This is a genomic window from Guyparkeria sp. WRN-7 (assembly GCF_001641825.1).
Lineage (GTDB): Bacteria > Pseudomonadota > Gammaproteobacteria > Halothiobacillales > Halothiobacillaceae > Guyparkeria.
Genome location: NZ_LRFH01000014.1, coordinates 209830 through 235763, shown reverse-complemented (window position 1 = coordinate 235763; position 25934 = coordinate 209830). Strand labels below are relative to the sequence as shown.

The 25934-nt window shown below is 67.4% G+C and carries 24 protein-coding genes; 16 read left to right on the top strand and 8 right to left on the bottom strand.

What is annotated here, in order from left to right:
* Nucleotides 1-48 precede the first annotated feature (48 nt).
* Together AWR35_RS05700 and AWR35_RS05695 are read left to right on the top strand one after the other, a co-directional pair.
* The gene (locus AWR35_RS05700) at nt 49-2202 is read left to right on the top strand and encodes a VTT domain-containing protein (protein ID WP_058574984.1); all 2154 of its coding nucleotides are present in this window, start codon (nt 49-51) and stop codon (nt 2200-2202) included.
* Complete coding sequence (locus AWR35_RS05695) at nt 2199-2936, top strand: endonuclease/exonuclease/phosphatase family protein (RefSeq protein ID WP_058574983.1); 738 nt, start codon at nt 2199-2201, stop codon at nt 2934-2936. The genes AWR35_RS05700 and AWR35_RS05695 overlap by 4 nt, the downstream gene beginning before the upstream one ends.
* Nucleotides 2937-2944: 8 nt before the next feature.
* Here AWR35_RS05695 and yihA read toward each other — a convergent pair whose 3' ends face one another.
* Complete coding sequence (yihA, locus tag AWR35_RS05690; protein WP_058574982.1) at nt 2945-3580, bottom strand: ribosome biogenesis GTP-binding protein YihA/YsxC; 636 nt, start codon at nt 3578-3580, stop codon at nt 2945-2947.
* Nucleotides 3581-3772: 192 nt separating this feature from the next.
* Between yihA and AWR35_RS05685 the strand changes: the two genes are divergently transcribed.
* From AWR35_RS05685 to AWR35_RS05655, 7 genes are all read left to right on the top strand, one after another.
* Nucleotides 3773-4408 (top strand): c-type cytochrome, encoded by a 636-nt coding sequence (locus tag AWR35_RS05685; RefSeq protein WP_058574981.1) that lies wholly within the window; start codon nt 3773-3775, stop codon nt 4406-4408.
* Nucleotides 4409-4498: 90 nt separating this feature from the next.
* A complete protein-coding gene (locus tag AWR35_RS05680; RefSeq protein WP_058574980.1) occupies nt 4499-6574 on the top strand; it encodes a cytochrome c biogenesis protein ResB in 2076 nt (691 codons plus the stop codon).
* A gap of 31 nt (nt 6575-6605) precedes the next feature.
* Nucleotides 6606-7814, top strand: coding sequence for a c-type cytochrome biogenesis protein CcsB (ccsB, locus tag AWR35_RS05675; RefSeq protein ID WP_082663933.1), 1209 nt, complete (start codon nt 6606-6608; stop codon nt 7812-7814).
* A 125-nt stretch (nt 7815-7939) separates the two neighbouring features.
* The gene (locus tag AWR35_RS05670) at nt 7940-8590 is read left to right on the top strand and encodes a thiol:disulfide interchange protein DsbA/DsbL (protein ID WP_058574979.1); all 651 of its coding nucleotides are present in this window, start codon (nt 7940-7942) and stop codon (nt 8588-8590) included.
* Nucleotides 8591-8597: 7 nt separating this feature from the next.
* On the top strand, nt 8598-10241 hold the full coding sequence (locus AWR35_RS05665; protein WP_058574978.1) for an acetolactate synthase large subunit: 1644 nt from the start codon (nt 8598-8600) through the stop codon (nt 10239-10241).
* Complete coding sequence (locus AWR35_RS05660; RefSeq protein ID WP_058574977.1) at nt 10238-11152, top strand: endonuclease/exonuclease/phosphatase family protein; 915 nt, start codon at nt 10238-10240, stop codon at nt 11150-11152. Before AWR35_RS05665 ends, AWR35_RS05660 begins: the two co-directional genes overlap by 4 nt.
* Entirely contained in the window at nt 11152-12579 is a 1428-nt protein-coding gene (locus tag AWR35_RS05655; protein WP_058574976.1) for a GGDEF domain-containing protein, read from the top strand. Before AWR35_RS05660 ends, AWR35_RS05655 begins: the two co-directional genes overlap by 1 nt.
* A gap of 4 nt (nt 12580-12583) precedes the next feature.
* On the opposite strand, the gene ubiD is transcribed toward AWR35_RS05655, so the two are convergent.
* Genes ubiD through hemC form a run of 5 tightly spaced genes read right to left on the bottom strand, consistent with a single transcriptional unit; the run spans nt 12584 to nt 18797 of the window.
* Nucleotides 12584-14155 carry a 4-hydroxy-3-polyprenylbenzoate decarboxylase gene (gene ubiD / locus AWR35_RS05650; RefSeq protein ID WP_058574975.1) on the bottom strand — a complete coding sequence of 524 codons (1572 nt, stop codon included), beginning with the start codon at nt 14153-14155 and terminating at the stop codon, nt 12584-12586.
* Nucleotides 14145-15458: a heme biosynthesis HemY N-terminal domain-containing protein gene (locus AWR35_RS05645; protein WP_058574974.1), complete on the bottom strand. Its 1314-nt coding sequence runs from the start codon at nt 15456-15458 to the stop codon at nt 14145-14147. The genes ubiD and AWR35_RS05645 overlap by 11 nt, the downstream gene beginning before the upstream one ends.
* On the bottom strand, nt 15455-16963 hold the full coding sequence (locus tag AWR35_RS05640; protein ID WP_058574973.1) for a uroporphyrinogen-III C-methyltransferase: 1509 nt from the start codon (nt 16961-16963) through the stop codon (nt 15455-15457). Before AWR35_RS05640 ends, AWR35_RS05645 begins: the two co-directional genes overlap by 4 nt.
* A 45-nt stretch (nt 16964-17008) precedes the next feature.
* Nucleotides 17009-17824, bottom strand: coding sequence for a uroporphyrinogen-III synthase (locus AWR35_RS05635; RefSeq protein ID WP_058574972.1), 816 nt, complete (start codon nt 17822-17824; stop codon nt 17009-17011).
* A 4-nt stretch (nt 17825-17828) separates the two neighbouring features.
* Nucleotides 17829-18797 (bottom strand): hydroxymethylbilane synthase, encoded by a 969-nt coding sequence (gene hemC / locus AWR35_RS05630; RefSeq protein WP_058574971.1) that lies wholly within the window; start codon nt 18795-18797, stop codon nt 17829-17831.
* 171 nt (nt 18798-18968) lie between these two features.
* Between hemC and AWR35_RS05625 the strand changes: the two genes are divergently transcribed.
* The 5 genes from AWR35_RS05625 to radC all read left to right on the top strand — a co-directional run bounded on the left by AWR35_RS05625 (nt 18969) and on the right by radC (nt 22568).
* Nucleotides 18969-19580, top strand: coding sequence for a thioredoxin family protein (locus AWR35_RS05625; protein ID WP_058574970.1), 612 nt, complete (start codon nt 18969-18971; stop codon nt 19578-19580).
* A 150-nt stretch (nt 19581-19730) separates the two neighbouring features.
* Nucleotides 19731-19949: a hypothetical protein gene (locus tag AWR35_RS05620; protein ID WP_058574969.1), complete on the top strand. Its 219-nt coding sequence runs from the start codon at nt 19731-19733 to the stop codon at nt 19947-19949.
* 134 nt (nt 19950-20083) lie between these two features.
* Complete coding sequence (locus tag AWR35_RS05615; RefSeq protein ID WP_058574968.1) at nt 20084-20941, top strand: DUF692 domain-containing protein; 858 nt, start codon at nt 20084-20086, stop codon at nt 20939-20941.
* Between the two features lie 57 nt (nt 20942-20998).
* On the top strand, nt 20999-21850 hold the full coding sequence (locus AWR35_RS05610) for a putative DNA-binding domain-containing protein (protein WP_082663931.1): 852 nt from the start codon (nt 20999-21001) through the stop codon (nt 21848-21850).
* Between the two features lie 46 nt (nt 21851-21896).
* Entirely contained in the window at nt 21897-22568 is a 672-nt protein-coding gene (radC, locus tag AWR35_RS05605; protein WP_058574966.1) for a DNA repair protein RadC, read from the top strand.
* 4 nt (nt 22569-22572) lie between these two features.
* On the opposite strand, the gene AWR35_RS05600 is transcribed toward radC, so the two are convergent.
* Nucleotides 22573-23277 (bottom strand): uracil-DNA glycosylase, encoded by a 705-nt coding sequence (locus AWR35_RS05600; RefSeq protein WP_058574965.1) that lies wholly within the window; start codon nt 23275-23277, stop codon nt 22573-22575.
* On the bottom strand, nt 23274-23921 hold the full coding sequence (gene pdxH, locus AWR35_RS05595; protein ID WP_058574964.1) for a pyridoxamine 5'-phosphate oxidase: 648 nt from the start codon (nt 23919-23921) through the stop codon (nt 23274-23276). The genes AWR35_RS05600 and pdxH overlap by 4 nt, the downstream gene beginning before the upstream one ends.
* 80 nt (nt 23922-24001) lie before the next feature.
* Between pdxH and AWR35_RS05590 the strand changes: the two genes are divergently transcribed.
* Nucleotides 24002-24637 carry an alpha/beta fold hydrolase gene (locus tag AWR35_RS05590; RefSeq protein ID WP_058574963.1) on the top strand — a complete coding sequence of 212 codons (636 nt, stop codon included), beginning with the start codon at nt 24002-24004 and terminating at the stop codon, nt 24635-24637.
* A gap of 75 nt (nt 24638-24712) precedes the next feature.
* Nucleotides 24713-25921, top strand: coding sequence for a Shedu immune nuclease family protein (locus tag AWR35_RS05585; RefSeq protein ID WP_058574962.1), 1209 nt, complete (start codon nt 24713-24715; stop codon nt 25919-25921).
* Nucleotides 25922-25934 lie beyond the last annotated feature (13 nt).

The following is a 25934-nucleotide window of genomic DNA, read 5'->3' as shown; positions in this document are numbered from 1 at the left end:
GGACGACCATTCATAAGCGCTCGACCCGAACAGGAGGGTGACACCCGCATGCCACCCCAGGAACAGGCCACCTCAACCTCGACCGACAAGCCGAAAGGGTTCTGGCGACTTGGCCGCGCCGACCGCCTCGGCCTCGTCGTCGACGGCGAAAACTGGTTTCCGGCGTTCGCCGAGCTGATCGCTCAGGCCCGGAATCAGGCGGTGATCCTGTGCTGGGATGTCGACAGCCGCGTGATCATGCGACGGCCCTGCGAAAGCGAGCAGGCGCCCTGTCACCTCACGGCGATCTTGCACCGGGCCCTGGAACGGAACCCCGGACTGACGATCCACCTGCTGCCGTGGAACTTCGCCATGATCTACGCCTTCGAGCGCGAATGGATGCCGCTGTTCTCGCGACCGATGGCGCGTCACCCACGGCTGCGCGTCCACTACGACGGCGAACACCCGCTTGGGGCCTCGCAGCACCAGAAGCTTCTGGTGGTCGACGACCGCACGGCCCTGGTGGGCGGCTTCGACCCGTCCCGCTGGCGCTGGGATCGCCGTGACCATGCCGCCGACGACCCGGTGCGCCGCGACCCGGACGGCCATCCCTATCCACCGTTTCACGATCTCGCCTTCGCCCTCACCGGACCGATCTGCCGTGACCTGGGCGAGCTGGCCCGGGAGCGCTGGCAGCGCGCCACCGGCGAGACGCTCGATTCACCGGCCCTGCCGGCCGGCGAGGCACCCTGGCCCGCAGCACAGGTCGCGGTGACCCTCGAACAGGCCTCGGTCGGCATCTGCCGCACGCTGCCGGCCTGGCGCGACCAGACCGAGGTGCGCGAGATCGAGACCGCCCTGTGCCGGCTGATCGGCGAGGCGCGCGACTGCATCTACATCGAGAACCAGTACTTCACCAGCCATCGCATCGGCGACGCGCTGATGGACTCGCTGCAGGCCGACTCCGGCCCCGAGGTGATCGTGCTGCTGCCGCGGGAAAAGGACGGCTGGCTGGAGCGCCTGACCATGGACGTGCTGCGCGCCCGGCTGATCGATCGCCTGCGCGAGGCCGACCGCCACGGCCGCCTGCGGCTGTTCTACCCCGCGGTGGTCGGACTGGAACCGTCCATGGTCAGCCTGCACTCCAAGCTGGTGATCGGCGACGACCGCCACATCAATCTGGGCTCGGCGAACACCTCCAACCGCTCGATGGGCTTCGACAGCGAACTGAACCTCTCGCTGCTGGGCGACCGCGACGAGGCCCGCCGGACCATTGCCGCCATGCGCCACGAACTCCTCGGCGAACACCTCGGCTGCCGGCCGGGCGAGGTTGCCGAGGCCGAACGCGCCGAGGGCAGTGTCAGCGCGGCCATCGACCGGCTCAACCGACCGGGCGAGGACCGCTGGCTCGAACCGCTCGAGATCACGCTCGATCCGGAGATCGACCGCCAGGTGCCGGGCGCTGCCGTCATCGACCCCGAGCGCGCCCGACCACCCGAGGAGCTGATCGACATGTTCATTGAAAGGAAGGCGCGCCGACCGCTGCGCCGCAAGGCCGCCGCCTTCGCCGGGCTAATCGTCCTGACCGTGCTCGCCGCCGGCCTGCTCAAGTTCACGCCACTCGGCGAGGCCATCTCGCCGGGAGAGCTGCTCGCGCAGCTGGGCGATCTGCGGCAGGTGCCGGGCGGCAGCTGGATTTTCCTCGGGCTTGCGGTGGTCGCACTGCTCGCCGGCCTGCCGGCCACGCCACTGGTCGTGGTCGCGGGCCTGATGTACGGCGCCTGGACGGGATTCGGTCTGGCCTACGGCGCGCTCAACCTCGCGGCGCTGCTCGGCTTCTTCATCGGGCACTTCCTCGGTGGCGAGGCCCTGCGCCGGCTGGCCGGCAAGCGGCTCGACGAGCTCTCGCGCCGGCTGGCACGGCGCGGCATCCTGACCGTCTTTTCCCTGCGGCTGATACCGCTGGCACCGTTCACCGTGGTCAACCTGGTGGCCGGCGCGACCCGCATCCGTTTCCGTGACTTCCTGATCGGCAGTCTTGCCGGACTGGCTCCCGGCACCGCCGCCCTGACGATCTTCTCCGATCAGCTGCTGCGCGCCGTGCTCGAACCAAGCCCGACGACCATCGGTGTGCTGGCCGCGCTCACCGTGCTGTTCGTCGGCATCGGCTGGGGGCTATCGCGCTGGCTCGCCCTGCGTGAGCAGGCGTCGGGAAACACATGACCGACCAGCATGAGGCAACCCGCCGCTTCCGGATGGTCACCTGGAACATCCACAGCTGCATCGACCATCGCGGACGCTATACGCCGGAACGCACGGCCCGGGTGATCCGGCTGCTGGCCCCCGACATCGTCGCCCTGCAGGAAGCCAATCTCGCCAGCGAGCCGGACCGCGACCGGCTCCTCAAGGCACTGGCGCCGGACCTGCCCCACTGGCTGTTCGCCCCCACACACGAACGCGGCTGCGCGCATCGGCCCGGCGAGACCACCAACTTCGGCAACCTGATCGTCTCGCGCTGGCCGATCCACCCCGAGACCCCGCTGGAGCTGTCGCACGCCAATCGCGAACCACGCCAGGCACTGCGCGCCCGGGTGGAGCTGCCGGAGGCGTGCCTGCACTGCTGGGCCGTGCATCTGGGACTGGGGGTCATCGAGCGGCGCGAGCAGGGGCGCCGCCTGGCCGAGGCCGTCGAACGCCTGGCCGGTGACGAGCCGCTGATACTCGCCGGCGACTTCAACGAATGGCTGCCGCGGGCGCGCAGCCTGCGGGCGCTGCATCGACAGATTACCCGCCTGCCGCCGCAGCGCAGCTTCCCGGCTGCGCGGCCCTTGCTGCCACTCGACCAGGTCTGGATCCGCGGTCCGCTGCACGCGCATGCGCTGACCGCGGTGCGCGACCCGATCGTGCCGCGCATCTCCGACCACCTGCCGGTGGTCGCCGACCTCTCGCTGGGATAAGGCCGGATTCAGCCGGCGGCGGTCAACCAATCCGCGATGACCGCGCGCGCCTCGCGGACGTTGGTGTTCTTGGTGCCGGAAAACGCCATCCACTGGCCGTTGGGCAGCGGGTGCTCGCGCTCGAGTCGGGCGACCGTCTGCTTGACCTTGCCGAAGCCGAGCTTGTCGGCCTTGGTCAGCAGGGCGAGCACCGGCAGGCCGCGGGCGGCGGCGTAGTCGAGCATCTGCCGGTCGAGTTCCTTGGCCGGGTGACGGATGTCCATGATCACGACCACCCCGACCAGCGACTCGCGCTCGGCGAAATATTGCGCCATCGCCTCGCCCCACTGGCGGCGGACCGCCTGGGGCACCTTGGCAAAACCGTAACCGGGCAGGTCGACCAGCCGGTAGCGCGCGCCCTCCTTCTCGCCACCCAGACCGAACAGGTTGATCATCTGGGTGCGCCCGGGCGTGCGCGAGGTACGGGCCAGCGCCTTCTGCCCCACCAGGGCATTGAGCGCGGTGGACTTGCCGGCATTCGAGCGGCCGGCGAAGGCAACCTCGGCGCCGGCATCCGCACCGATGTCGGCCAGGCGCGGGGCGCTCTTGATGAAGGTAGCGGCGTCGAACAGTTGGCGGCTCGACGGGGCGGCATCTTGGGTCATGCAGGTCGTTCCTGAGCGTTTCGCTGGGTCATGGTTAGGCTTGAGCGGGGCAAGCGGAGGTAAACCGGTGTTTCCCCGCGGGCATCGTGCCACGCCGCGAGGTTGCAAGCGAGAGACTTATGCGGTTTGATTACGGGTCGTTTTTCTCGGCCAGGGCCGGCCTTCAGCGAAACCACAACGAGAAAGCTAGTGATGATGAACGCAATTCACCCCATGCCGCGCCGCGGCCGTTTCACTGCCGGCATGCTTCTGGGACTGACCTTCCTCGCCGGTTCGGTCCACGCGCAGGAAGGCGGCTCGATCAAGGCCGGCCGCGAGGCGACCCAGACCTGCGCCGGCTGCCACGGCGCCAAGGGCAACAGCCCCACGCCGGCCTTCCCGTCGCTCGCCGGCCAGCCGGCCAAGTACATCGCCGCGCAGCTCAAGGCCTATCGCAGCGGCAAGCGCGAGAACGCGATCATGAACGGCCAGGCCGCCGGCCTTTCCGACCAGCAGATCCTGGACATCGCCGCCTACTATGCCGCCCAGGAACGCAAGGTCGCCAACCCGGCCAGCGAGGGCTCGGAAATGGGCGCTCAGCTCTATGCCCACGGCCGCGAGGGCGTGCCGGCCTGCGCCGCCTGCCACGGGGTGGGCGGCCACGGCAACCAGCCGGCCGGCTTCCCGGCGCTGCGCGGGCTGCCGGCCGCCTATGTGGGCCAGTCGCTCAAGGACTACCGCGCCGGCAAGCGTGCCCACGGCCAGGGCAGCCTGATGCTGCCGGTCGCCGCCGAGCTCTCCGGCGAGGAGATCGAGGCGCTGGCAGCACACATCGCCACGCTCGACTGACCGGCGCATCCTCCCCGGCAGCCGACCGGTGCCCTGCGGGGCGCCGGTCGGCTGCACGCCGACATTCGCCCCGAATCCCAAGGCTAGCCGATGACTTCCCAGGCCCAAACCGCCCGCAAACGCCGCCGCAGCCTCGCCTCGCGCCTGTACACCTGGCTCACGTCGATGAACCTGGCGATCGCGCTGCTCTCGATCCTGGCGATCGCCTCGGTGATCGGTACCGTGCTGCAGCAGAACCAGCCGTTCAACGACTACCTGATCGAGTTCGGCCCGTTCTGGTACGAGGTGTTCAAGACCCTGGGGCTGTACGACGTCTACTCGGTCAGCTGGTTCGTGGCGATCCTGCTGTTCCTGCTCGCCTCCACCAGCGCCTGCCTGCTGCGCAACACCCCCGGGTTCCTGCGCGACATCAAGAGCTTCCGTCTCAACGCGCAGGAGAAGTCGCTCAAGGCCTTCGCCCACTCGCGCCAGTTCGAAACGCCGCTTGACGGTGACGAGGTGGCCGAGCGCGCCCGCGGCCTGCTGCAGCAGCTGGGCTACAAGGCGCGCCTCAAGCAGCGCGACGGCGAGACCCTAGTGGCCGCACGCAAGGGCGGGATGAACCGCATCGGCTACGTCCTCACCCACCTGGGGATGGTGGTGATCCTAGTCGGCGGCCTGGTCGACAGCAAGATGTACCTCAAGACGCTCAACATGCTGGGTGTGGTCGAGGTCGAGACCCGCGACCTGCCGGTCAGCCAGGTGCCGGAGGAATCCCACCTGCCGCCGGATTCGCTGGCCGGCTTCCGCGGCTCGGTCAACATCCCCGAGGGCAAGTGGGGCGACGTGGCCTTCATCGGCCTGAAGGACGGCTACGTGGTGCAGAACCTGCCGTTCAAGATCGAGGTCGAGGACTTCTTCGTCGAGTTCTACGACACCGGCATGCCCAAGTCCTTCAACTCCGAGCTCACGCTGACGGACAAGGAGACCGGCGAGTCGACCACCGAGACCATCCGCGTCAACCACCCGCTGCGCTACAAGGGCTACAACATCTTCCAGTCGAGCTTCGGCGACGGCGGCACCGAGCTGACCTTCGACGCCTGGCAGCTCGCGGGCGACGTCGGCAGCCATCAGGAGCGCGAAGGCAAGGTCAACGACGACACCACCTTCGAGTTCGACGGCAAGAAATACACGCTGGAATTCCGCGACTTCTCGCTGTTCAACGTCAACCCGACCGAAGGCCCCGACGGCAAGACCGAGAACACCAACTTCGGCCCGTCGGTCACCTTCCGCCTGCGTGACGCCGCCGGCCAGGCGATCGAGTACGAGAACTACTTCCAGCCGGTCGATTTCGACGGCACCCGCTACTTCCTCAGCGGCGTGACCAAGGAAGTCGGCGGCCAGCAGCAGTTCCTGTTCATCCCGGCCGACCGCAACAACTCGATCGAGACCTTCATGGCGTTCTACGCCAAGCTCAAGGACCGCGACGCCATTGCCGGCGTCGCCGCCGACCTGATCGGCCAGACCACGCAGGGCCGGGAGCAGCGCGACCAGCGGATGCAGAACGCCGCCGCGCGCTCGATTGCCGAGCTGGTCACCACCTTCGTCAACGACGGCTTCTCCGCCCTGGGCGAGCGAGTCGACCAGTCGCTGGCCGAACGCGGCCTGACCGGCGAGCAGGCCGAACAGGCACGAAATGCCACGTTCGGCGTGGTGCAGCAGGTCCTGATGCGGACCTACATGGAGGTGCTCGACGAGCAGGGCATCGAGGATTTCACCCAGCAGGACGAGGCCTTCTTCGAGAACGCACTCGACGTGATCACGGTCATCCCGAGCTACGGCTCGCCGATCTACGTCGCACCGAAGAGCTTCAACCACATCCAGTCGACCGGCCTGGAGATCACCCGGGCGCCGGGCATGCTGTGGGTCTACCTCGGCTCGCTGATGCTGACGGCCGGCATCTTCATGCTGTTCTACATTCACTACCGCCGGCTGTGGGTGTTGATCAAACCATCCACGCTGGACCAAGATGGCCAGTCCGGCGACCAACGCGTGGTCGTCGCCGGTACGGATGCCCGCAAGAACATCGACTTTGACCAGGCCTTCGCCCAGTTCAGCAATGAACTTCAGCGACGGACCGGGTCAAAAGGCCAGAACAATCCGTCCTCGACCCCAGCGAAGGGCTGAGGACAGGACAATCCGCGCAGGAGAACCGAGTATGTCCGTCCCCAACGAACAAATGGCCAACGGCTTCGAGCCCGCCAGCGAGTTGCCGACCCAGAAACGCATCGGCGTGATCGACGTGTTGTGGGCGCTCGCCATGCTGGTGGCCGCCGGCATCGGCTACACCCAGTACAGCGAATCACTGGACGTCTACGCCACCGGCACGCTGTTCGGCGCCGCCCTCGGCCTGGGCTTCCTCGGCTGGGTCTGGCCGGCGACGCGCTGGCTGACCGGCGTGGTGGCGGTCGTGTCGATGTATGCGCTGTGGCAATACAACATCCTCGGCGCCGATGGTGCCGTGGGTCGTGACGCACTGGCACAGTTCCAGGAGTCGAACTTCCTGTTCAAGTTCCTGCTCTCCAGCCAGGCGGCCACCATGTGGATGGTCGCGCTGTTCTTCCTTTCCATCCCGACCTACTTCATCGGGCTGGCGGTGCGCTCGGAGTACGGCCTCAAGGTCGGCAGCGCGCTGGTATGGAGCGGCTCGGCCATGGCGTTCATCGGCTTCTTCTCCCGCTGGCGCGAGTCCTACCTGATCAACCTCGACTACGGCCACATCCCGGTGAGCAACCTCTACGAGGTATTCATCGTCTTCGCCGTGGTCACGGCGCTGCTGTACCTGTTCTACGAGAAGCGCTACAACAGCCGCAGCCTGGGCGGCTTCGTCATGACGATCGTCGGCGTCGCCCTGGCTTTCCTGATGTGGTACCAGTTCACGCGTGACGCCGAGGTGATCGCGCCGCTGGTCCCGGCCCTGAACAGCTGGTGGATGAAGATCCACGTGCCGGCGAACTTCATCGGCTACGGCACCTTCGCCATTGCCGCGATGGTCGGCATCGCCTACCTGATCAAGCAGAAGATGGGCGGCGACGGACCGAACGACCGCCTGCCGTCGCTGGCCGTGATGGACGACATCCAGTACAAGGCGATCGCGCTGGGCTTCGCCTTCTTCACCATTGCCACCATCCTCGGCGCGATGTGGGCGGCCGAGGCCTGGGGCGGCTACTGGAGCTGGGACCCGAAGGAGACCTGGGCGCTGATCGTCTGGCTGAACTACGCCGCCTGGCTGCACATGCGCCTGACCAAGGGGTGGCGCGGCCCGGTCATGGCCTGGTGGAGCATCGGTGGCCTGTTCATCACCAGCTTCGCCTTCCTGGGCGTGAACATGTTCCTCTCGGGGCTGCACTCCTACGGGGAGCTCTGACCCGTCCCGACCGAGGGAATCCGATGGGGCGGCCGGCTGCAAGGGCAGCGGGTCTGCCCCATACTTCGTTCCGGGGTACGCTCACCCCCACCCGATCACCAAACCAATCCCGGAGATTCTCCGACATGACCGCTTTCCGGACATTCGCCTCTCGACTCCAGCACGGCCTGCTCGCCCTCGTGGCCGTCGGCCTGATGGCCGTCACCGCCCCCACCCTGGCGGCCGACGACAAGGGCTACCGCGAGGTACAGACCGACGTGTCCTCGCCCGAGGGCAAGATCCTGGTGCAGGAGTTCTTCTGGTACGGCTGCCCGCATTGCTACCACCTCGAGGCCGAAATCCAGCCGTGGCTGGAACGACTGTCCGACGACGTGGTCTTCGAGCGTCGCGCGCTGGCGCTCGGCCAGCACTGGCTGCCGCTGACCCGCGCCTACTACGCGGCCGAGATGCTCGAGGCGGTCGAGGACACGCACCACGAGGTGTTCCTGGCCATCCACGAGGACGGCAAGCGCCTGCACGATTTCGATGCGATCGTGGACTTCTACGCCGAGCAGGGTGTCGAGGCAAAGGCCTTCCGTGACGCCTACCAGGGCTTCTCGGTGCAGAACGAGATCCGCAAGACCGGCCAGATCGCGCAGGCCGCCGGCGTGCGCGGCGTGCCGGCCCTGCTGGTCGACGGCCGTTATCTGGTCACCGGCCGGCTGGCGGGCGGTAACGCCGAGATGCTGCAGGTGGTCGACGCGCTGATCGCGTCGATCCGCGACGAACGCGACTGATCGCTCCGTGAGCTCGGGCGCCAAACTGCTGCTGCGCTGCCTGGAAAACGAGGGCGTCGAATACGTCTTCGGTATCCCGGGCGAGGAGAACCTCGACTTTGTCGACGCGCTCAACGAGTCGCCGATCGAGCTGATCGTCACCCGCCACGAGCAGGGCGCAGCATTCATGGCCGACATCGTCGGCCGGCTGACCGGCAAGCCGGGCGTGTGCTTCTCCACCCTCGGCCCTGGTGCGACCAATCTCGTCACCGGCGTGGCCGACGCCAACATGGACCACGCCCCGCTGATCGCCATCGCCGGGCAGGCCGGCATCGACCGGCTGCACAAGGAATCCCACCAGGTGCTCGACCTGGTGCGGATGTTCGAGCCGATCACCCGCTACGCCTCGCGCGTGGTCACCCCCGCGGCGATTCCCGAGACGGTGCGGCGTGCGGCCAAGTTTGCCGAGGCCGGCAAGGGCGGGGCGAGCTTCATCGAACTCCCCGAGGACGTCGCCGCCATGCCGGTGGAGGCCGGCTTTTCCGACCCGCTGCCGGTGACCGCCAACGGCGAGGGCGAACCGCGCGAAGCGTCCCTCGAACAGGCCGCGCGCCTGTTGAGCGAGGCACGCCACCCGATCATCCTTGCCGGGCACGGCGTCGTCCGCGCTCAGGCCAGCGAGGCGCTGGCCAACCTGGCCGAACGGCTCAACATCCCGGTGGCCAACACCTTCATGGCCAAGGGCGTGATCCCGTTCCGTCACCCGATGGCACTGGGTTCGGTGGGCCTGCAGTCGAAGGACTACGTCAACGTCGGCTTCGACCAGGCCGATGTGATCGTCTGCATCGGCTACGACCTGGTCGAGTACCACCCGCAGCTGTGGCATCCCACCCGCGACCGGCAGATCATCCACGTCGACACCGAGGCGGCCGAGGTGGACGCGCACTACCCCGTGGCCACCAGCATCGTCGGCGACATCAACACGGCGATGGATCGCCTCGGCGAGCTGACCACGCCGCACGAGGGCCCGGCGTTCCGCGACCTGCGCGAGGCGCTGATCGAGGACATGAACCGGCACGCGGATGACGACTGCCTGCCGATCAAGCCACAGAAGCTGATCTGGGACCTGCGCACCGCGCTGTCCAGCCGCGACATCGTCATCTCCGACGTCGGCGCCCACAAGATGTGGCTGGCGCGCATGTACCGCTCCGAGCGTCCCAACAGCTGCCTGATATCCAACGGCTTTGCCAGCATGGGCATCGCCCTGCCCGGCGCGATCGCGGCCAAGCTGCTCTACCCGGACCAGCACATCGTCGCGGCCACCGGCGATGCCGGCTTCCTGATGAACGTGCAGGAACTGGAGACCGCGGTGCGCTGCAACACGCCGATCATCGTGCTCATCTGGAACGACGGTGGCTACGGCCTGATCGACATGAAGCAGCGTCGCGGTTTCGGCCGGTCCACCGGCGTGCACTTCGGCAACCCCAATTTCGTCCAGCTGGCCGAGAGTTTCGGCGCGAAGGGCTATCGGGTGGAATCCGGCGACGGGCTGCTGCCGATCCTCAAGGAGGCGATGGAAAGCAATGCCGTCTGCGTGATCGACGTGCCGGTCGACTATCGCGAGAACGAGCAGCTCACCCGGCGCCTCGGCGAGACCCTGGTGGGCGGATGAGGCGCCGGCCCGGCAGCCGTCGCAACCTGGCGACCAGCCGGCCGGCCGACGGACCGAGCGACTTCGCCGCCGTGCGCGGTCACCGACCGCTGCGCCTGTTGTCGCACAACATCCAGGTCGGCATCGCCACGCACCGCTATCGCGACTACCTGACCGGCGGCTGGAAGCACCTGCTGCCCAGCGCCGACCGCGACCGCAGCCTCGCCGCGATTGCCCCGACCCTGACCCACTTCGACATCATCGGCCTGCAGGAAGCGGATGCCGGCTCGATCCGCAGCCGCTTCGTCAACCAGGCCGAGCAGCTCGCCGAACTGGCCGAGCTGCCGCACTGGGCCGTGCGCGTCAATCGCGACCTGGGCCAGTTCGGCAAGCACGCGCTGGGCCTGATCAGCCGCATCCAGCCGATCCAGGTCGACCAGTGCCCGCTGCCCGGGCGGATGCCGGGCCGCGGCGCCCTGGTGGCCGACTTCCTCTGGGACGGCCACCCGCTGCGCGTGATCGACACCCACCTGGCGCTGAGCCGGCGCGCCCGCGACTGGCAGTTCGACCAGCTCGGCGTGCTCTGCGACGTGCCCGGGTACGTGGTGGTGATGGCCGACTTCAACTGCGAACCGGACGACCCCGGCATGCAGCAATGGTGCATCGAGAACGGGCTGAAACTGCCGACCCGCCCACCACTGACCTACCCGCGCTGGCGCCCGCAGCGGGCCATCGACCATATCGCCGTCAGCCAGTCGCTCGACATCCGCGGCACCGAGGCCAGGCCGATTGGCGGTTCGGATCATGTTCCCGTCGCCATGAGCATCGCGCTACCATCGGTGCGGTGGCACGAACCGACCGGCCGGGAAACGGACCCGGCCGACACGGCACGCCGAACGTCGCAGGGAATGCGTGAAGGAGACAAGGACTGATGGCCGAGGAACCGACCCCGTCGACGCCCGAGGGTGAAGACTACCGCGAACGCTACGAGCAGATGCTGGGCGAGCTCGGGCGACTGGAGGAGCACGACCAGGAACTGGGCGGGCTGCTCAAGCTGACCCTGTCGCGCGTCCTGTTCGCCGTCGACAAGGCCTACCCCGCGCTGGCCGATGCCGCCAGCCGCATCCGCGACAAGGCCCGCAAGCAGGACGACCATGCCTTCGAGGTCGGCCGGCTGCGGGACGACGTCGAGGACCTGGCACGGCGCATCCGCGAACAGGAAGCGAAGAGCGAGCCGGAAAACCCGATCGAGACCAGCGACGCCGCGCCGGCCAGTCACGGCACGCACAACGGCACGGCATCGCACGTCCGCGAGGTGCTGCCGCTGCTGCTCGACCGGATCGCCTTCGTCGACTCGCTCGAGGGCCGGCGCGCCCGCCTGATCTCGACCATCGACGATCCCAGCGACCAGACCCTGCCCAGCATCCTGATCGATCGCACCGCGACGCTGATCAACGACATGCGTCAGGCGATCGAGAAGGAGAAGTCGGAGCTGACCCGCTTTCTCGAGCAGGTCACCGAGGCGCTGGCCGACATCGACCAGCACACGCAGCTGCAGAGCGACGATCTGGCCGAACAGCGCAGCGCCCGCCTCAAGCTCGACGACAATCTCCGGCGGCAGGTCGACGATATCGATGCCGAAGTGGAATCGGCCGATGATCTGGGTGGACTAAAGCTCGCCGTCCGCGAACGGATCACGCGTATCCGCCAGCAGATACAGTCCTTCCAGCAGGGCGAGGAGCGCCGCCAGGAAGACATCGAGGCGGACAACCAGCGGCTGCGCGAACGACTCGCCCAGCTCGAGGGCCAGACCCGCATCCTCGAGGAACAGCTCAAGCAGAGCGAGGCGAAGCTGTTCCGCGACAATCTCACCGGCCTGCCCAACCGGCTCGCCTTCGACCACCGCACCCGACTGGAGATCGCGCGGATGCGTCGCGACGGCGCGCCGCTGACACTCGCCATCTGGGACCTGGACCACTTCAAGGACATCAACGACCAGCTGGGCCACCAGGCCGGCGACAAGACCCTGATCATCGTCGCGAAGACATTCAACAAGCTCATCCGCGACGTCGACATGATCGCCCGCTTCGGCGGCGAGGAGTTCGTGATGCTGCTCCCGGGCGCCAGCGGCGAGGACGCGCTCAAGGTGGTGGATCGTATCCGCGAGAAGCTCGCGCGCACCAAGCTGCGCTCGCGCGAACGGGAGATCAGCGTCACCGCCTCCTGCGGGCTGGCGACCTTTGCCCCCGACGAGGAAATGGAAACGGTCTTCAGCCGGGCGGACGACGCGCTCTACCAGGCCAAGGAGCAGGGTCGCAACCGTTGCGTGCTCGCCCCGACGGAAGCGGCCGGCGACTGAGCCGCTAGCCCTCGCCGCGCGCCGCGGCCGCTCGCGCCATCACCGACTCGAACACCTCGCTCATCGCCGCCTGCGCGTCCGGATCGGGCCGGATCGGGCGTCCCCACTCGCGGTCGGTCTCGCCCGGCCACTTCGAGGTCGCATCCATCCCCATCTTGCCGCCCAGCCCCGAGACCGGCGAGGCGAAATCGAGGTAGTCGATCGGCGTGTGCTCGACCAGCGTGGTATCGCGCACCGGGTCCATGCGGGTGGTCATCGCCCAGATCACGTCTTCCCACGATCGCGCATCGACGTCGTCGTCCACCACGATCACGAACTTGGTGTACATGAACTGGCGCAGGAAGCTCCACACCCCCATCATCACGCGCTTGGCATGCCCGGCGTACTGCTTCTTCATCGACACCACCGCCATGCGGTAGGAGCAGCCCTCCGGCGGCAGGTAGAAGTCGACGATCTCGGGGAACTGCTTCTGGATCAGCGGCACGAACACCTCGTTCAGTGCCACCCCGAGGATGGCCGGCTCGTCGGGCGGACGGCCGGTGTGGGTGCTGTGGTAGATCGGGTCCCGGCGGTGGGTGATGCGCTCGATGGTCATCACCGGGAAGGTCTCGGTCTCGTTGTAGTAGCCGGTGTGATCGCCGTAGGGACCCTCGACGGCCGTGTCGTCGGGGTGGATGAAGCCCTCCAGCACGATCTCGGCATTGGCCGGCACCAGCAGGTCATGCGACAGGCACTTGACCAGGCGGGTGCGCTCGCCGCGCAACAGGCCGGCAAAGGCGTATTCGGACAGGGTGTCGGGCACCGGCGTGACCGCGCCGAGAATCGTGGCCGGATCGGCACCCAGCGTCACGGCCACCGGGAAGGGTTCGCCCGGATGGGTCTGTTGCCAGTGGGCGAAATCGAGCGCACCGCCGCGATGCGCCAGCCAGCGCATGATCACCCGGTTGCGGCCGATCACCTGTTGGCGATAGATGCCCATGTTGAGCCGCTCGCGCCCGGAGGCGGCCGCGTCCTCGGGGTCGGCCTCGATCCCGCCGCCCTTGCGCGGCCGGCCGCGGGTGGTCGTCAGTCCCCAGGTGATCAGCGGCGCGGCGTCTTCCGGCCAACAGGTCTGCACCGGCCAGCGAGACAGGTCGATCTCCTCGCCCTCGAGCACCACCTCCTGCACCGGCGCCTTCTTCACCTGCCGGGGCGCCATGTCGAGCACCTTCTTGAAGATCGGCAGGTTGCGCCACGCCTCCTTGAGCCCTGCGGGCGGATCCGGCTCCTTGAGAAAGGCGAGCAGCCGGCCGATCTCGCGCAGATCCGCCAGCCCCTGGCCACCCATGCCCAGTGCGACCCGCTCGGCGGTGCCGAACAGATTGAGCAGCACCGGGGTATCGAAACCGGCAGGACGCTCGATCAGCAGGGCCGGGCCGCCGGCGCGCAACACGCGGTCGGCCAGCACCGTCATCTCCTGGTCGGGATCGACGGGTTCGCTGACGCGCACCAGCTCACCGCGCGCCTCGAGGTAGTCGAGAAAGCGCCGCAGATCGCCCAGGGCGGCCCGGTGCTCCCGGGTCACCTCAGCGGTCATCGGCGACCGCCGGCTCCGGCGGGATCACCTGGCCCTCGAGGCCGGCACGTGCCAGTGCCCGCTCGTAGAGAACGGCCGCCTCGCTGCTGTCGCGCAGGCGCGCATGCACCCGGGCGGCGACCGCAAGGTAGCGCAGGTCCTGGTCAAGCGGCCCCAGCCGGCCGATCCACATCTGGGCATTGCCCGGATCGGACTCGGCCAGCGCCAGCCGGGCCATCGCGTAGGCGAAGGCCGCCCGCTCGCGGGGTCGACCGACGTCGGCGGCCTCGGCCGGCTCGGCCCAGTCGTCGGGCACCACCTTCATCAGCCGGCGGCGCGCCTCGGCCGGGTCCCCGTGAGGCACCTCGGCCCAGGCCTGCAGGGTGGCGGCCTCGAGCGTGCGCGCCAGGCGCTTTTCCAGCACCCGGGCAGCCGCGTTGGCAGCGCCGACACGCACCAGGGCCTGTGCGTAGGCCACGGTGACCGCGTCGCTGTCGACCACCGACCGGTTGGCCTCGGCCCACAGGCGCGACAGCAGGTCCGCATCGCGCGAGCGGGCCGCCGCATCGATCCGTCCCAGCAGCACGCGCCGCTCGATCCGCAGCAGCTCGTCGCCGGTCAGGCGCTTGTCCTTGATGCGGCGCAGGGTCGGCAGCAGGGCCGCCAGCTGCTCGACGTCACCCGCCATCTCGAGCAGCTGCGCCCGGATCAGCAGGATGGCCTCGTCGCGCGGATGGGTCTCGATCAGCGGCTCGAGCATCGAGCCGGCCCACTCGATCTCGCCGAGGGCAATCAGCCGCTGGACGATATGCAGGCGCAGGAACTCGGCGAACTTGGGAAAGCGGCGGTCGACCGTCTCGTACAGGTCGCCCACCTCGTCGCGGATGGATTCGCGGTGGTGGCCCGGTGCGCCCTTGCGCGACGGATCCAGCCCGTCGAGGAGGGCGTCGATCGCCACCTGGAAGTGCATCGGCGGCAGGCTGCCGTTCTCGACACCCGCCAGCGCATAGCGTTGCGCCACCTCGGACTGGCCGCGCTGGCGCTCGGCCCAGGCGCGCAGCAGCTTGTCGTCGGCGGCCCGGCGGCGCTGCTTGGCCGAACGGCGCGACAGCCGGGCGGGCAGATGGAGCACACCGGCAAGCAGCCGCCACAGGACCTGCAGCACGATCACGGCGACCAGCGCCATGACCAGCAGGCCGACGGCGGTGGTCTCGACGCGCCAGCCGGCGATCTCGATCATCGCCACACCCGCGTCGGGGAGGAAATAGATGCCCGCCGCCACCAGGGCGGCCAGCAGGACGATCCAGACGATCACGCGTTTCATGACTGCGCCTCCTTGCCGGTGTCATCGGCGCGCGCCTTCTCCTGCGCCGAGGCACGTTCCCAGGCCCGCAGCACCGCCTCCAGCGAGGGGAATTCACGGCTGGTGAACTGCGTGCGTACCCGCTCGATCGCCTCGAGGGCGGCCGCCGGCCCGGAGGCCTCCACCGCATAGTGCGCCTCGATCCAGTCGCGCGACTCGTCGAGCGTGGTCATCAGCGCCTCGCGATCACGCGAGAGCAGCGCCTCGCGCACCGCGGTCAGCCACAGACGCGTCTCGCGATCGGTGGCCACCCGCTCGCGCAGGCGCACCGGCCGATCAGAACGGGTCACGCTCACCTGGCTCGTCAGCCAGCCGGTGGTCGCCGCCCAGGCCTTCTCGTACCAGGCAGCGTCCGCCGGGGCCGCCGGGGCGGCAGCACTGGTCTCGCCGGTCGCCTCCTCGTCGGCCGGCGCGTCACGGCCGGCCAGCGGCCATTCGTCCACGCGGTCGCCCAGGCGGCGCAGGGCCAGCGCCTGACCGACGCGGTCCCCTTCACTGGCGTCCTCGATCGAGGCGATCGCATCGCTGATCGCCGAGCGCAGCGGCAGCCAGTGCGGTCGCGACAGGGCAGCCACCCGCTCGTCCGCCAGCTCGAGGGCCAGCTTCGCGCCGTGCGGATCACGTGCGATGGCCAGGCGTTCCTGGGCGCGCGTCAGCAGGAAACCGACCTCCGCCGTCTTCCAGGCGATTTCGCCGCGGGCAAGGCGGTCGTCGATGCGTGCGACCCGTTCGCCGAGGCTGTCCTGCCGGTCGGCGAGCTTGTCGAGCTGCCCGCTCAGGGCGGACTCGACCTCGTCACGGATCGCCTCGTCACGTTGCTCGAGGGTGTCGATCGATGCACGGGTATCGGCGATATCGCCGGACAAGGAGTCGATGCGCGCGGCCAGCTCCTCGCGGTCGGCCTGGGTCGATTCGACCTGCGCCTGACGCGCCTGGTCGAGCTGCCACAGCTGCCAGGCGCCAATCCCGGCCAGCACGAACAGCAGCACGACGGCAGCGACCAACCAGGGCATCGCCGAACCGGGGCGCGGCGACGCGCCATCGCCGGACGGCTTGCCGGCGCTCGTCGAGGCACCCTTGCCGGCGTCCCCGGCACCTGCCTTGGCGTCCGCCTTGTTCTGCGCGGACGACTGCTCGCCGGCCGTGGTCGACTTGGCCGCGGGCTTGTCATCCTGGCTCTTGTCGCCCTGGCCCTTTCCGCCCTGGCCCTTGTCGCTCTGGGTCTTCTCGTCCTGGGCGGCTTTCGGGGCAGCCTTCGAACCCGAGCTGGCGCTACTTGCCTTGCTGCGCTTCGAACGCCGGCTCGAGGCGCGGCTCGACCCGGACGACCGGCTCGCTGCCGACGTCTTGCCGGCGCCGGTGTCCGTGTCCTTGGCTGACGTCCCGGTCGAAGTCGATGCCGTCGACTCGGTCGGCTTGTCGGCGGCCTGCTCCTCGGTTTGCTTGTCGCCTTGCTTCTTTTCCATTGCGCATCCCCAGTGTGCGTGCGGTCGACAGCCCGGCGAAATGGATCAGGGCCGGGCCCGCAACGACGTTTGCCGCTCGGTGATCAGGTTCCAGGCGGCCTCGGCCAGCGTGGCCGGGGCCGGCCCGCCGGCCAGCGCGATCGGGCCGCGGAACCCGAGTGCCCGCGCCCGGTCGCGCGCCCGGTCGTTGATCACCAGCAGAGTCGAGTCTAGCAGCCCCGACGATTCGTCATCGGTTGCCGGAGCCAGTGCCGCGAGGCAGTCGAGGGCCTGCGGTGCGGTAACGATCCAGAGACGGTCGCCGCCGGCCGGCACACGGCCGGGAGCCGGCGCGCACTCGCGTCGATAGACGGCGACGAATCGGGGGCGGGCACCGCGTGCCGCCAGCGTGTCGGCGAGCAGCTCGCGACCGGTCTCGCCGCGGATGATCCATACCCGGCGGCCAGTCATCGACACCCCGTCCAGCCGCTCGAGCAGCCCCTCGCTGTCCTCGGAGCCCGCGGGAAGCAGGGCATTGCCGCAACCGGCCTCCGTCAGCGCCCGCCCGGTGGCCGCGCCCACGGCGGCGACCTGAGCTGCCGGCCAGTCGGGCAGCGGGCGCACCTCGGCGGCGGCTGCCACCGCGCGCGGGCTGACGAACACGACCAGATCCTCGGGCCGCATCGCCGCCAGCGCCTGTGGCAATTCCCCCCCGCCGGGCAGCGACCGAATGGCCAGCAGCGGCAAGGGGGTCAACGACGGCGAAGGACCATCGAGTACGGCAGGGCGCGCCGCTTCCATCGCCGCGCGCAGCTCGGCGTTGCTGCCCTCGGGCCGGGTCAGCAAGACCTCGCGGATGGCTGTCGGGGCAGACGCCGGCACGGGATCAGTCCTGGCTCGGGGCCTCGGTCTCGATACCCACCTCGGCGAGGATCTTGTCGGCACCCGCGCGCAGCACGCGCTCGGCCAGCTCGATACCCAGCGCCTCGGCCTCGGCACGCGGCCCGGTGATCTCGTCGCGCAGGGTCTCGGAACCGTCCGGGCGGCCGACCAGGCCGCGCAGCCACAGCTTGTCGTCCTCGACCAGCAGCGCGTGGCCGCCGATCGGCACCTGGCAGCCGCCGTTCAGACGCGTGTTGAATGCCCGCTCGGCGGTGACGCGGGTGGTGGTGTCCTGGTCGACCAGCGGGTCGATCAGCGCGTGCACCTCGGCATCGTCGCTGCGCGCCTCGATACCGAGCGCACCCTGGCCCATGGCCGGCAGCGACTCTTCGGCGGTCAGTCGATGCGTGATGCGGTCGGCCAGCTCGGCGCGCTTGAGGCCCGAGGCGGCGAGGATGATGGCGTCGTACTCGCCGTCGTCGAGCTTGCGCAGGCGGGTGTGGATGTTGCCGCGCAGCGTCTTGACCTCCAGCTCCGGGAAGCGCTCGCGCACCTGGGTCTCGCGACGCAGGCTGGAGGTGCCGACCACGGACCCGGCCGGCATCTCGTCGAGATTGCCGTACTTGTTGGAAACGAACGCGTCGTGCGGGTCATCACCCTCGAGGATGGCGATCAGCTCCAGCCCGTCCGGGAACTGCATCGGCACGTCCTTCATCGAGTGCACGGCGATGTCGGCGCGGTCCTCGAGCATGGCGACCTCGAGTTCCTTGACGAACAGCGCCTTGCCGCCGATCTTCGACAGCGGGCTGTCGAGCAGCTGGTCGCCGCGGGTGGTCATCTTCACCAGCTCGACCTCGAGCCCCGGGTTACGCTTCTTCAGCTCGGCGGCCACGAACTCGGCCTGCCACAGCGCCAATAGGCTGGCCCGGGTCGCGATCCGCAGCACGCGGCCCTCGGAAAATGCCTTGCTCATCTGTCATCCTCGTCGTTCTGGAACCGGAAGGCCCGGCGCTGTCCACCGGGCCATTCGAGATGGTCGCCATGGTAACCCGGATGCCGTCTGCGGACACGACCCGGCCGGAACCGTTACCCCCACGCATGGTCCAAAACGCATACAATCCCGCCACCCATTCCGGAGGCACCCATGCTCGCCCAGTTTGACCCGACTCGTCCGATCCGACTTGCCACGCTGCTGCTGGCCCCGTTCGCCTCGCTGTTCCTGCTCGGCATGGCCGCACCGCCGGGCCAGGCCGAGGAAGCACTGCCGGCAGAGGGCGAAGGCGCGGTACTGATGATGGACGACCTGCGCGATGTCTCCCGTGATCTGGAGCTCCTCCAGGAACGCCAGATCCCCATGCTGCTGTTCTTCCACGCCACCTACTGCAGCTACTGCCAGACGGTCGACGAGGAATTCCTGCAGACCATGGCCGAGGACGAGGCCTACAGCGACCGTCTGATCATCCGCCGGGTGGAGATCGACTCGCCCAGCCCGGAAATCCAGTGGCAGGGCACCTCCTACACGCCGGTCGAGTTCGCCCGCTTTCAGGGGGTCGAGCTGGTACCGCAGGTGATGTTCTTCGCCCCGGACGGCCAGCAGGTGGTCGACGAACTCAAGGGCGTGACCGTGCCGGACTTCTACCCGGAATACCTGGAGCAGCGCCTGAAGGCAGCCGAGCAATGCATCGACGAGCCGACGCTGCCGGTCTGCACCGAGGGCATCGACCAGCCGCGGCGCGACCTTGCGGTCGACGGTTAATCAATCAGTTGGAGCGGCTAACAAATCGCAGCGTTTCACTCTGGAATTGCCGCACCGGCTGGTGCATGATCAGGAAACCGATAGCCGCGCCGGCTGTCGTAGTGTCTACGCGGCCCGACCGCGCGAACCCTAACGAGAGGATCTGACGACATGAAAACGCAATCGAAGAAGCATCTGCTGATCGGTTCGACCGCCCTGGCCACTGCGCTGGCCGGCTCCACCGCCATGGCAGCGGCCAACGGCAACCCGTTCGCTTCCGAGTCCACCCACGCGGGCAGCTTCCAGACCGCGGAGATGGCCTGCGGTGCCGGCCAGTGCGGCAGCAGCATGGACGAGGAGACGGGCGACGAGGAAAAGGGCGAGTCCTGATCCCGTCGTGACGGCATCGGCCCGCCAGGCCGAAGCCACGACCGACGACCGTCGACGCCCCGTCGATGGTCAATAGATCCCCGGCCGATGGCGCCACCGCGCCGTTGGCCACCCAGCGTTCCGGGAGGCCTGCCATGAGCCCCCAATCCGCCAGCCCCAGCGTCACGCAACACGTTCCCGTCGGCATCGGCCTGCGTCGCGGTCCGCTCATGCGCGAGATCGAGGAACAACGCCCCGACGTCGACTTTCTCGAGGTCGCCCCCGAGAACTGGCTGCGCTTCGGCGGGCCGGTCAAGGAACGCTTCAAGGCCCTGCTCGAGGACTACCCGCTCTACACCCACGGCCTGTCGCTGTCGATCGGCGGCCCAGCGGCGCTCGACCTCGAGTTCGTCGACGCCGTGGGCGAGTTCCTCGACGAGTACCAGCCGGCGCTCTACAGCGAGCACCTGTCGTTCTGCTCGGACAACGCGCACCTCTACGACCTGATGCCGATCCCCTTCACCGAGGAGGCGATCGACCACGTCGTCGCGCGCATCGACACGGTCCAGCAACGCCTCGGCCGTCGGCTGGTGCTGGAGAACGTCTCCTACTACTCGCCGGTGGAATCCACCATGGACGAGAGGACGTTCATCTTGAACATCCTCGAGCGCTCGGGCTGCGACCTGCTGCTCGACGTCAACAACGTCTTCGTCAACAGCGTCAATCACGGCTACGACCCGTATGCCTTTATCGACGCCATGCCCGCCGAGCGGGTGCGCTACCTGCACGTCGCCGGCCACCACCAGGTCGAGGAAGACCTGATCATCGACAGCCACGGCGCGCCGGTCAGCGCCCCGGTATGGGACCTGCTCGAGCACACCTACCGCCACGTCGGCCCGGTGCCGACGCTCCTGGAACGTGACTTCGACATCCCGCCGCTCGAGGAACTGATGGGCGAGGTCGCGCAGATCCGTCGCGCCGCCGAGCGGGCGCTGGGTAGCAAGGCGGCTTGACTTGTCCGGGTTCCTCGAAAACCGTCACGAGCACGTCCGAGTGCAAGGAGCCGCGCAGTGAGCGACGAGACATATCGGGCAGATAGGCGAGGAGCGAACGAGCACGCGACGCAGCAATCGGACGGCACAGTAGGTTTGTCGAGGAATCCGGTGGCCGATTTTCGCGAGACGCAAGAGGCCTTCACGCGGTACGTACGGGATCCGGAGGCCAACCCGCCGCCCCCGGGCAGCAAGCCCGAGCGCATGGCCTGGTACGCCAAGCTGTTCTTCAACAACATCGACGGTACGCTGGAAAACGCCTTCCCGGCGCTGCGCGCGAGCCTCGATGACACGAACTGGCTGGCACTGACCCGGCCGTTCTTCCGCGACCACCCGGCCCACTCGCCGATCCTGCGCGACCTGCCCGGCGAGTTCTGCGCCTTCCTGCAGGAAAACCCCGAGCTGGCCGACTGGCAGCGCGAACTGGCCGCCTACGAACTGGCGCGCTTCGAGCTGATGGCCGAGGATGCCGCGCCCGCCCCGGCCGATCTCGACCCAGAGGGCGACCTGCTTGCCGGGCAGCCGGTGGTCTCCTCGCTGGTCCGCCTGCTGGTGACCGCGTACCCGGTCGACCGGATCGCCGCGATGCTCGAGGCCGGCGAGACACCCGCGATCCCGCCGGCAGGCATGCATCATCTGGCCCTGCATCGCGACGCACACGGCGCGCCGTTCGCCCTGAACCTCACGCCCGGCAGCGCCCAGCTGCTGCTGGCACTGACCGAGGCAGACGACCAGACCGGCCGCGAGATCGTGGCCGCGCTGGCCGAGACCTTCGGCCGCCCGGTCGAGGAACTGCTGGGCTTCGCCGGCGAGCAACTGGAACAGTGGCGCGCGCAGGGCATCCTGCTGGGGGCGCGTCCGCCCGACTGAGCAAACACAATTCAACTGCCATGACGATTCCAGGGAGGGAATCACCATGCCCATCACCGACTGGCCGACCACCGAGCGGCCACGCGAACGCCTGCTGGCCCGAGGGCCGGCGAGCCTGTCCGACGCCGAACTGCTGGCGATCTTCCTGCGCACCGGGGTCGCCGGCCGCTCGGCCGTGGATCTCGCCCGCGACCTGCTGTCGCACTTCGGCTCGATCAGCGCGCTACTCAATGCCTCGCGGCAGGACTTTTCCCGCGCCCGCGGGCTGGGCGACGCCAAGTTCTGCCAGCTGCAGGCGGTACTCGAACTCGCCCGGCGTCACTTCGCCGAGGAGCTGCGCGTCGGGCCGGACATCGCCAGCCCGCAGGCGGTGTTCCGCTTCCTGCAGGCCGAGCTGGACGGCGAGACCCAGGAGGTCTTCGGCGTGCTGTATCTGGACAACCGCCACCGGGTGCTGGCCTTCGAACGGCTGTTCTTCGGCACCATCGACCAGGCCGCCGTCCACCCGCGCGAGGTGGTGCGGGCCGTGATGCGCCACAACGCCGCGGCGGTAATCCTCGCCCACAACCATCCCTCCGGCGTCGCCGAACCCAGCAGCGCCGACCGGCGCCTGACCGAGCGACTGCGCGAGGCGCTCAACCTGATCGACGTGCGCCTGCTGGATCACGTGGTGGTGGGGCGGCCCTGCATCTCGATGGCCGAGCGGGGCCTGCTCTAGGGGATCAGCCGGATTCGACCCCGGTGCGCCAGTCGATCGGCGCCAGTCCATGGGATTCGAGGAAGGCGTTGATGCGCGAGAAGGGCTTGGAGCCGAAGAAGCCGCGGTAGGCGGACAGCGGCGAGGGGTGCGGGCTCTTGATCACCAGGTGCTCGGGGCGGTGGACGTGCGCGGCCTTCTTCTGCGCCTGCGCGCCCCAGAAGACGAACACGATCGGGCGCGGCTGCTCGGCGAGCACGCGGATGGCGCGTTCGGTCAGCGCCTCCCAGCCCATGCCCTGGTGCGAGGCCGGCTGCCCGGAGGCGACGGTGAGCACGGCGTTGAGCAGCAGCACGCCCTGGTCGGCCCAGTGGGTGAGATCGCCATTGCTGTTCCGGATACCGAGATCGCTCTCGAGCTCCTTGAAGATGTTCAGCAGGGACTTGGGCAGCGGCCGCACGTCCGGGCGCACCGAGAAGCACAGCCCGTTGGCGTGCCCCGGGGTGGGATACGGGTCCTGGCCGAGGATCACCACCCGCACCTGGTCGAGCGGGGTGTGGTTGAAGGCGCGGAACCACTCGTCGGGCTTCGGATGGATGACCGTGCCGCGCTTGCCCTGTTCGAGCAGCCGCTGGCGCAGCTGCTGCATGGGCGTATCGAGCAGTATTGGTGCGAGCGCCTCGCGCCAGGCCGGTTCCATCTGCACGCGTTCGAGGGCGGCGTCCGTCATGGCATCAATCGCTCCACGAGCCACTTGTCACCATCCCGCACGTAGGCGAAGCGGTCGTGCAGTCGCGACGGCCGGCCCTGCCAGAACTCCCACTCGCGCGGCACCACGCGGTAGCCGCCCCAGGCGGGGTTGCGCGGCACCTCGCCTTCCGGGTAGCGCTCGGCCATCGCCTCGAACCGCGCTTCCAGCGCCTGGCGCGACTCGATCGCCGCGCTCTGGGTGGAGGTGATCGCCGCCAGCCGCGAGCCGCGCGGGCGCTGGCGGAAGTAGGCCTCGTTGTCCTCGTCGGGCAGGCGCTCGACCGTGCCGGCGACGCGTACCTGCCGGTCGACCTCCGGCCAGAAGAAGGTCAACGCGGCGCGCGGGTTGGCGTCGAGCTCCCGCCCCTTGCGGCTGCGGGTATCGGTGTAGAAGCACAGGCCGCGCGCGTCGAAGTGCTTCAACAGCACGTAGCGCGCGGACGGCCAGCCATCGGCGTCGACGGTGGAGACGCACATCGCGGTGGGATCGAAGTTGCCCGCCTCGCGCGCGGCGATCAGCCAGTTGGCCAGCTGATCGACCGGGTCGGCGGCCAGTTCGCGGCGACGCAGCTCGCCGTGGAGGTAGTCGCGCCGATCGGCACGGTGATCGAATTCGCCCGCCATGGGTGCTCCTGTTGCAACGGATTTGCCGTGCGAGACTATAGGGCACACGAACACGACGTTTCCAGAAAGGACGAAGGACGATGAGCCGACCGCTGCACCTGTTCCTGTTCCACGGCCTCGGCGCCGACGGCGACGACCTCGCCCCGATCAGCGACCTGATCGCCCAGCGCGTGGCACTCGATGACCACCACTGGCAGGTCCATCGCCCGGACGCCCCGGTCTCGTCGGTCTCCATCAACGGCGGGCTGCCCATGCCCAGCTGGTTCGACCTGGTGCCGGAGGCCGACGGCAGCATCGGCGTGGACCGGGACGCGCTGACCGGCATCACCGCCGACCTGCAGCAGCAGGTGCAGGACACGGTCGGCGACGACCCCTACATCCTCGGCGGTTTCTCGCAGGGCGGCGTGCTAGCCAACCGCCTGATGCTGACCCTGCCGCGCCCGCCGCTGGCCGCCGTGATGCTCTCCACCTGGCTGCCCGCCCCCGAGCAGATCGTCCCGCCAACCGACGGCCGCAACCCGCCCGTGTTCATCGGCCACGGCGAGCACGACACCCTGATCCCGGTGCGCGCTGCGGGCAAGCTCAACGCGTTCCTGCAGGACTGCGGGCTGACGAATGTCACCGAGAGGCACTACGCGGTCGAGCACGGCATCTTGCCGGAAGAGCTGGATCAGATCGTGTCGTGGCTAAGAAAAGTTCTTTACATGACGAACTAAAACCAGCCATGAGCCCGCCCAACTGAAAACTCCGGAAATAAACGCAACCAAGCAAACCCAGGCTTACAAAAGCATATGATCAACTTTTACAAGGAAGAGGAACGAGTCCTCCTATTTTACGATGGAGCCTATGGGGACGCCACCTGGATAGAGGACAGCTTAGAGGAACACGGCCAAGTTACAATAGCGAAAACATTTACTTTCACTAAAAATGACGTAATAAACGAACCCTCCAACTACGACGAACCTGCAGTGTTTCAAGCAGCGACGCTTGAGGAAGATTATTACCGATTCCCGGGGCGAACACTGTCAGTAGACAGTGACGTATACATTCACAAGGACATCACACTAAAACGAAACAAGTTTATAGCCGAACGGTCAATATCAATATTCGGAAAACTAGACAAAGTCACTCAAGGGCCGATCTATATTGGCGGAAAAAGGAATGACGCTATTCCAAAATCAACATACGAGCACCTTGTAAAGAACTTCCCCAACAAACACGAGCTTGACAAATACACCTCAGCAAGGATAAGCAGCACAATATCGTCTTATATCGAAACAAAAGACGATTTTGAGGAAGACTTCCATCGCTACATGAACAAAAAACAAAGTCGCGTCGGAAACGATCTTCACAGCAGCCTGTCAGAATTCGAGACCACCAAATACGAAAGAATCCTCAAAAAACTACAAGGCATGCTTAATCAAGAGCAAACATATTCAGAGAAACAATGGCAAAAAGAGATAATACAAATTATACTCCTGCTTTACCCCAAATACCTATATGTATTCAGTGAAAGCCCCGTCAAAGACTTCTACAAGAACAAAAACCGAAGCATAGACTACTTACTTGTAGACTCATCCGGCTACACAGACATTATTGAAATAAAAAAACCATTCGACAAGAGCATCATTACAGAGCGGACATACCGCGACAATCACATCCCGCTCCGGGAGCTAACAGGAACAATAATGCAAATTGAAAAATACATATTCCACCTAAACAAGTGGGGAATAAAAGGCGAACAAAAACTAACCGAACGCTTTAGAAGCGAACTACCCAAAGATTTCCAGATAAAAATAACCAACCCCGGTGCGATAATAATAATGGGGCGAACGAAGGGAATGTCTAACGAGCAAAATCAGGACTTTGAAATAATAAGAAGGAAGTTTAAAAATGTGATCGACATATTGACGTATGACGACCTGATCGACCGACTAAAATTTACGATAGCCCAATGGAAAAAACGCATCCCCGATCAAAGAACTAGGGCACAGCATTGAATAATTAAGAACA

Bases quoted from the DNA above. Each gene is read 5' to 3' on its own strand.
- AWR35_RS05700 (WP_058574984.1), top strand. From the start codon at position 49: ATGCCACCCCAGGAACAGGCCACCTCAACCTCGACCGACAAGCCGAAA.
- AWR35_RS05695 (WP_058574983.1), top strand. From the start codon at position 2,199: ATGACCGACCAGCATGAGGCAACCCGCCGCTTCCGGATGGTCACCTGG.
- yihA (WP_058574982.1), bottom strand. From the start codon at position 3,580: ATGACCCAAGATGCCGCCCCGTCGAGCCGCCAACTGTTCGACGCCGCT.
- AWR35_RS05685 (WP_058574981.1), top strand. From the start codon at position 3,773: ATGATGAACGCAATTCACCCCATGCCGCGCCGCGGCCGTTTCACTGCC.
- AWR35_RS05680 (WP_058574980.1), top strand. From the start codon at position 4,499: ATGACTTCCCAGGCCCAAACCGCCCGCAAACGCCGCCGCAGCCTCGCC.
- ccsB (WP_082663933.1), top strand. From the start codon at position 6,606: ATGTCCGTCCCCAACGAACAAATGGCCAACGGCTTCGAGCCCGCCAGC.
- AWR35_RS05670 (WP_058574979.1), top strand. From the start codon at position 7,940: ATGACCGCTTTCCGGACATTCGCCTCTCGACTCCAGCACGGCCTGCTC.
- AWR35_RS05660 (WP_058574977.1), top strand. From the start codon at position 10,238: ATGAGGCGCCGGCCCGGCAGCCGTCGCAACCTGGCGACCAGCCGGCCG.
- AWR35_RS05655 (WP_058574976.1), top strand. From the start codon at position 11,152: ATGGCCGAGGAACCGACCCCGTCGACGCCCGAGGGTGAAGACTACCGC.
- ubiD (WP_058574975.1), bottom strand. From the start codon at position 14,155: ATGACCGCTGAGGTGACCCGGGAGCACCGGGCCGCCCTGGGCGATCTG.
- AWR35_RS05645 (WP_058574974.1), bottom strand. From the start codon at position 15,458: ATGAAACGCGTGATCGTCTGGATCGTCCTGCTGGCCGCCCTGGTGGCG.
- AWR35_RS05640 (WP_058574973.1), bottom strand. From the start codon at position 16,963: ATGGAAAAGAAGCAAGGCGACAAGCAAACCGAGGAGCAGGCCGCCGAC.
- hemC (WP_058574971.1), bottom strand. From the start codon at position 18,797: ATGAGCAAGGCATTTTCCGAGGGCCGCGTGCTGCGGATCGCGACCCGG.
- AWR35_RS05625 (WP_058574970.1), top strand. From the start codon at position 18,969: ATGCTCGCCCAGTTTGACCCGACTCGTCCGATCCGACTTGCCACGCTG.
- AWR35_RS05620 (WP_058574969.1), top strand. From the start codon at position 19,731: ATGAAAACGCAATCGAAGAAGCATCTGCTGATCGGTTCGACCGCCCTG.
- AWR35_RS05615 (WP_058574968.1), top strand. From the start codon at position 20,084: ATGAGCCCCCAATCCGCCAGCCCCAGCGTCACGCAACACGTTCCCGTC.
- radC (WP_058574966.1), top strand. From the start codon at position 21,897: ATGCCCATCACCGACTGGCCGACCACCGAGCGGCCACGCGAACGCCTG.
- AWR35_RS05600 (WP_058574965.1), bottom strand. From the start codon at position 23,277: ATGACGGACGCCGCCCTCGAACGCGTGCAGATGGAACCGGCCTGGCGC.
- pdxH (WP_058574964.1), bottom strand. From the start codon at position 23,921: ATGGCGGGCGAATTCGATCACCGTGCCGATCGGCGCGACTACCTCCAC.
- AWR35_RS05590 (WP_058574963.1), top strand. From the start codon at position 24,002: ATGAGCCGACCGCTGCACCTGTTCCTGTTCCACGGCCTCGGCGCCGAC.
- AWR35_RS05585 (WP_058574962.1), top strand. From the start codon at position 24,713: ATGATCAACTTTTACAAGGAAGAGGAACGAGTCCTCCTATTTTACGAT.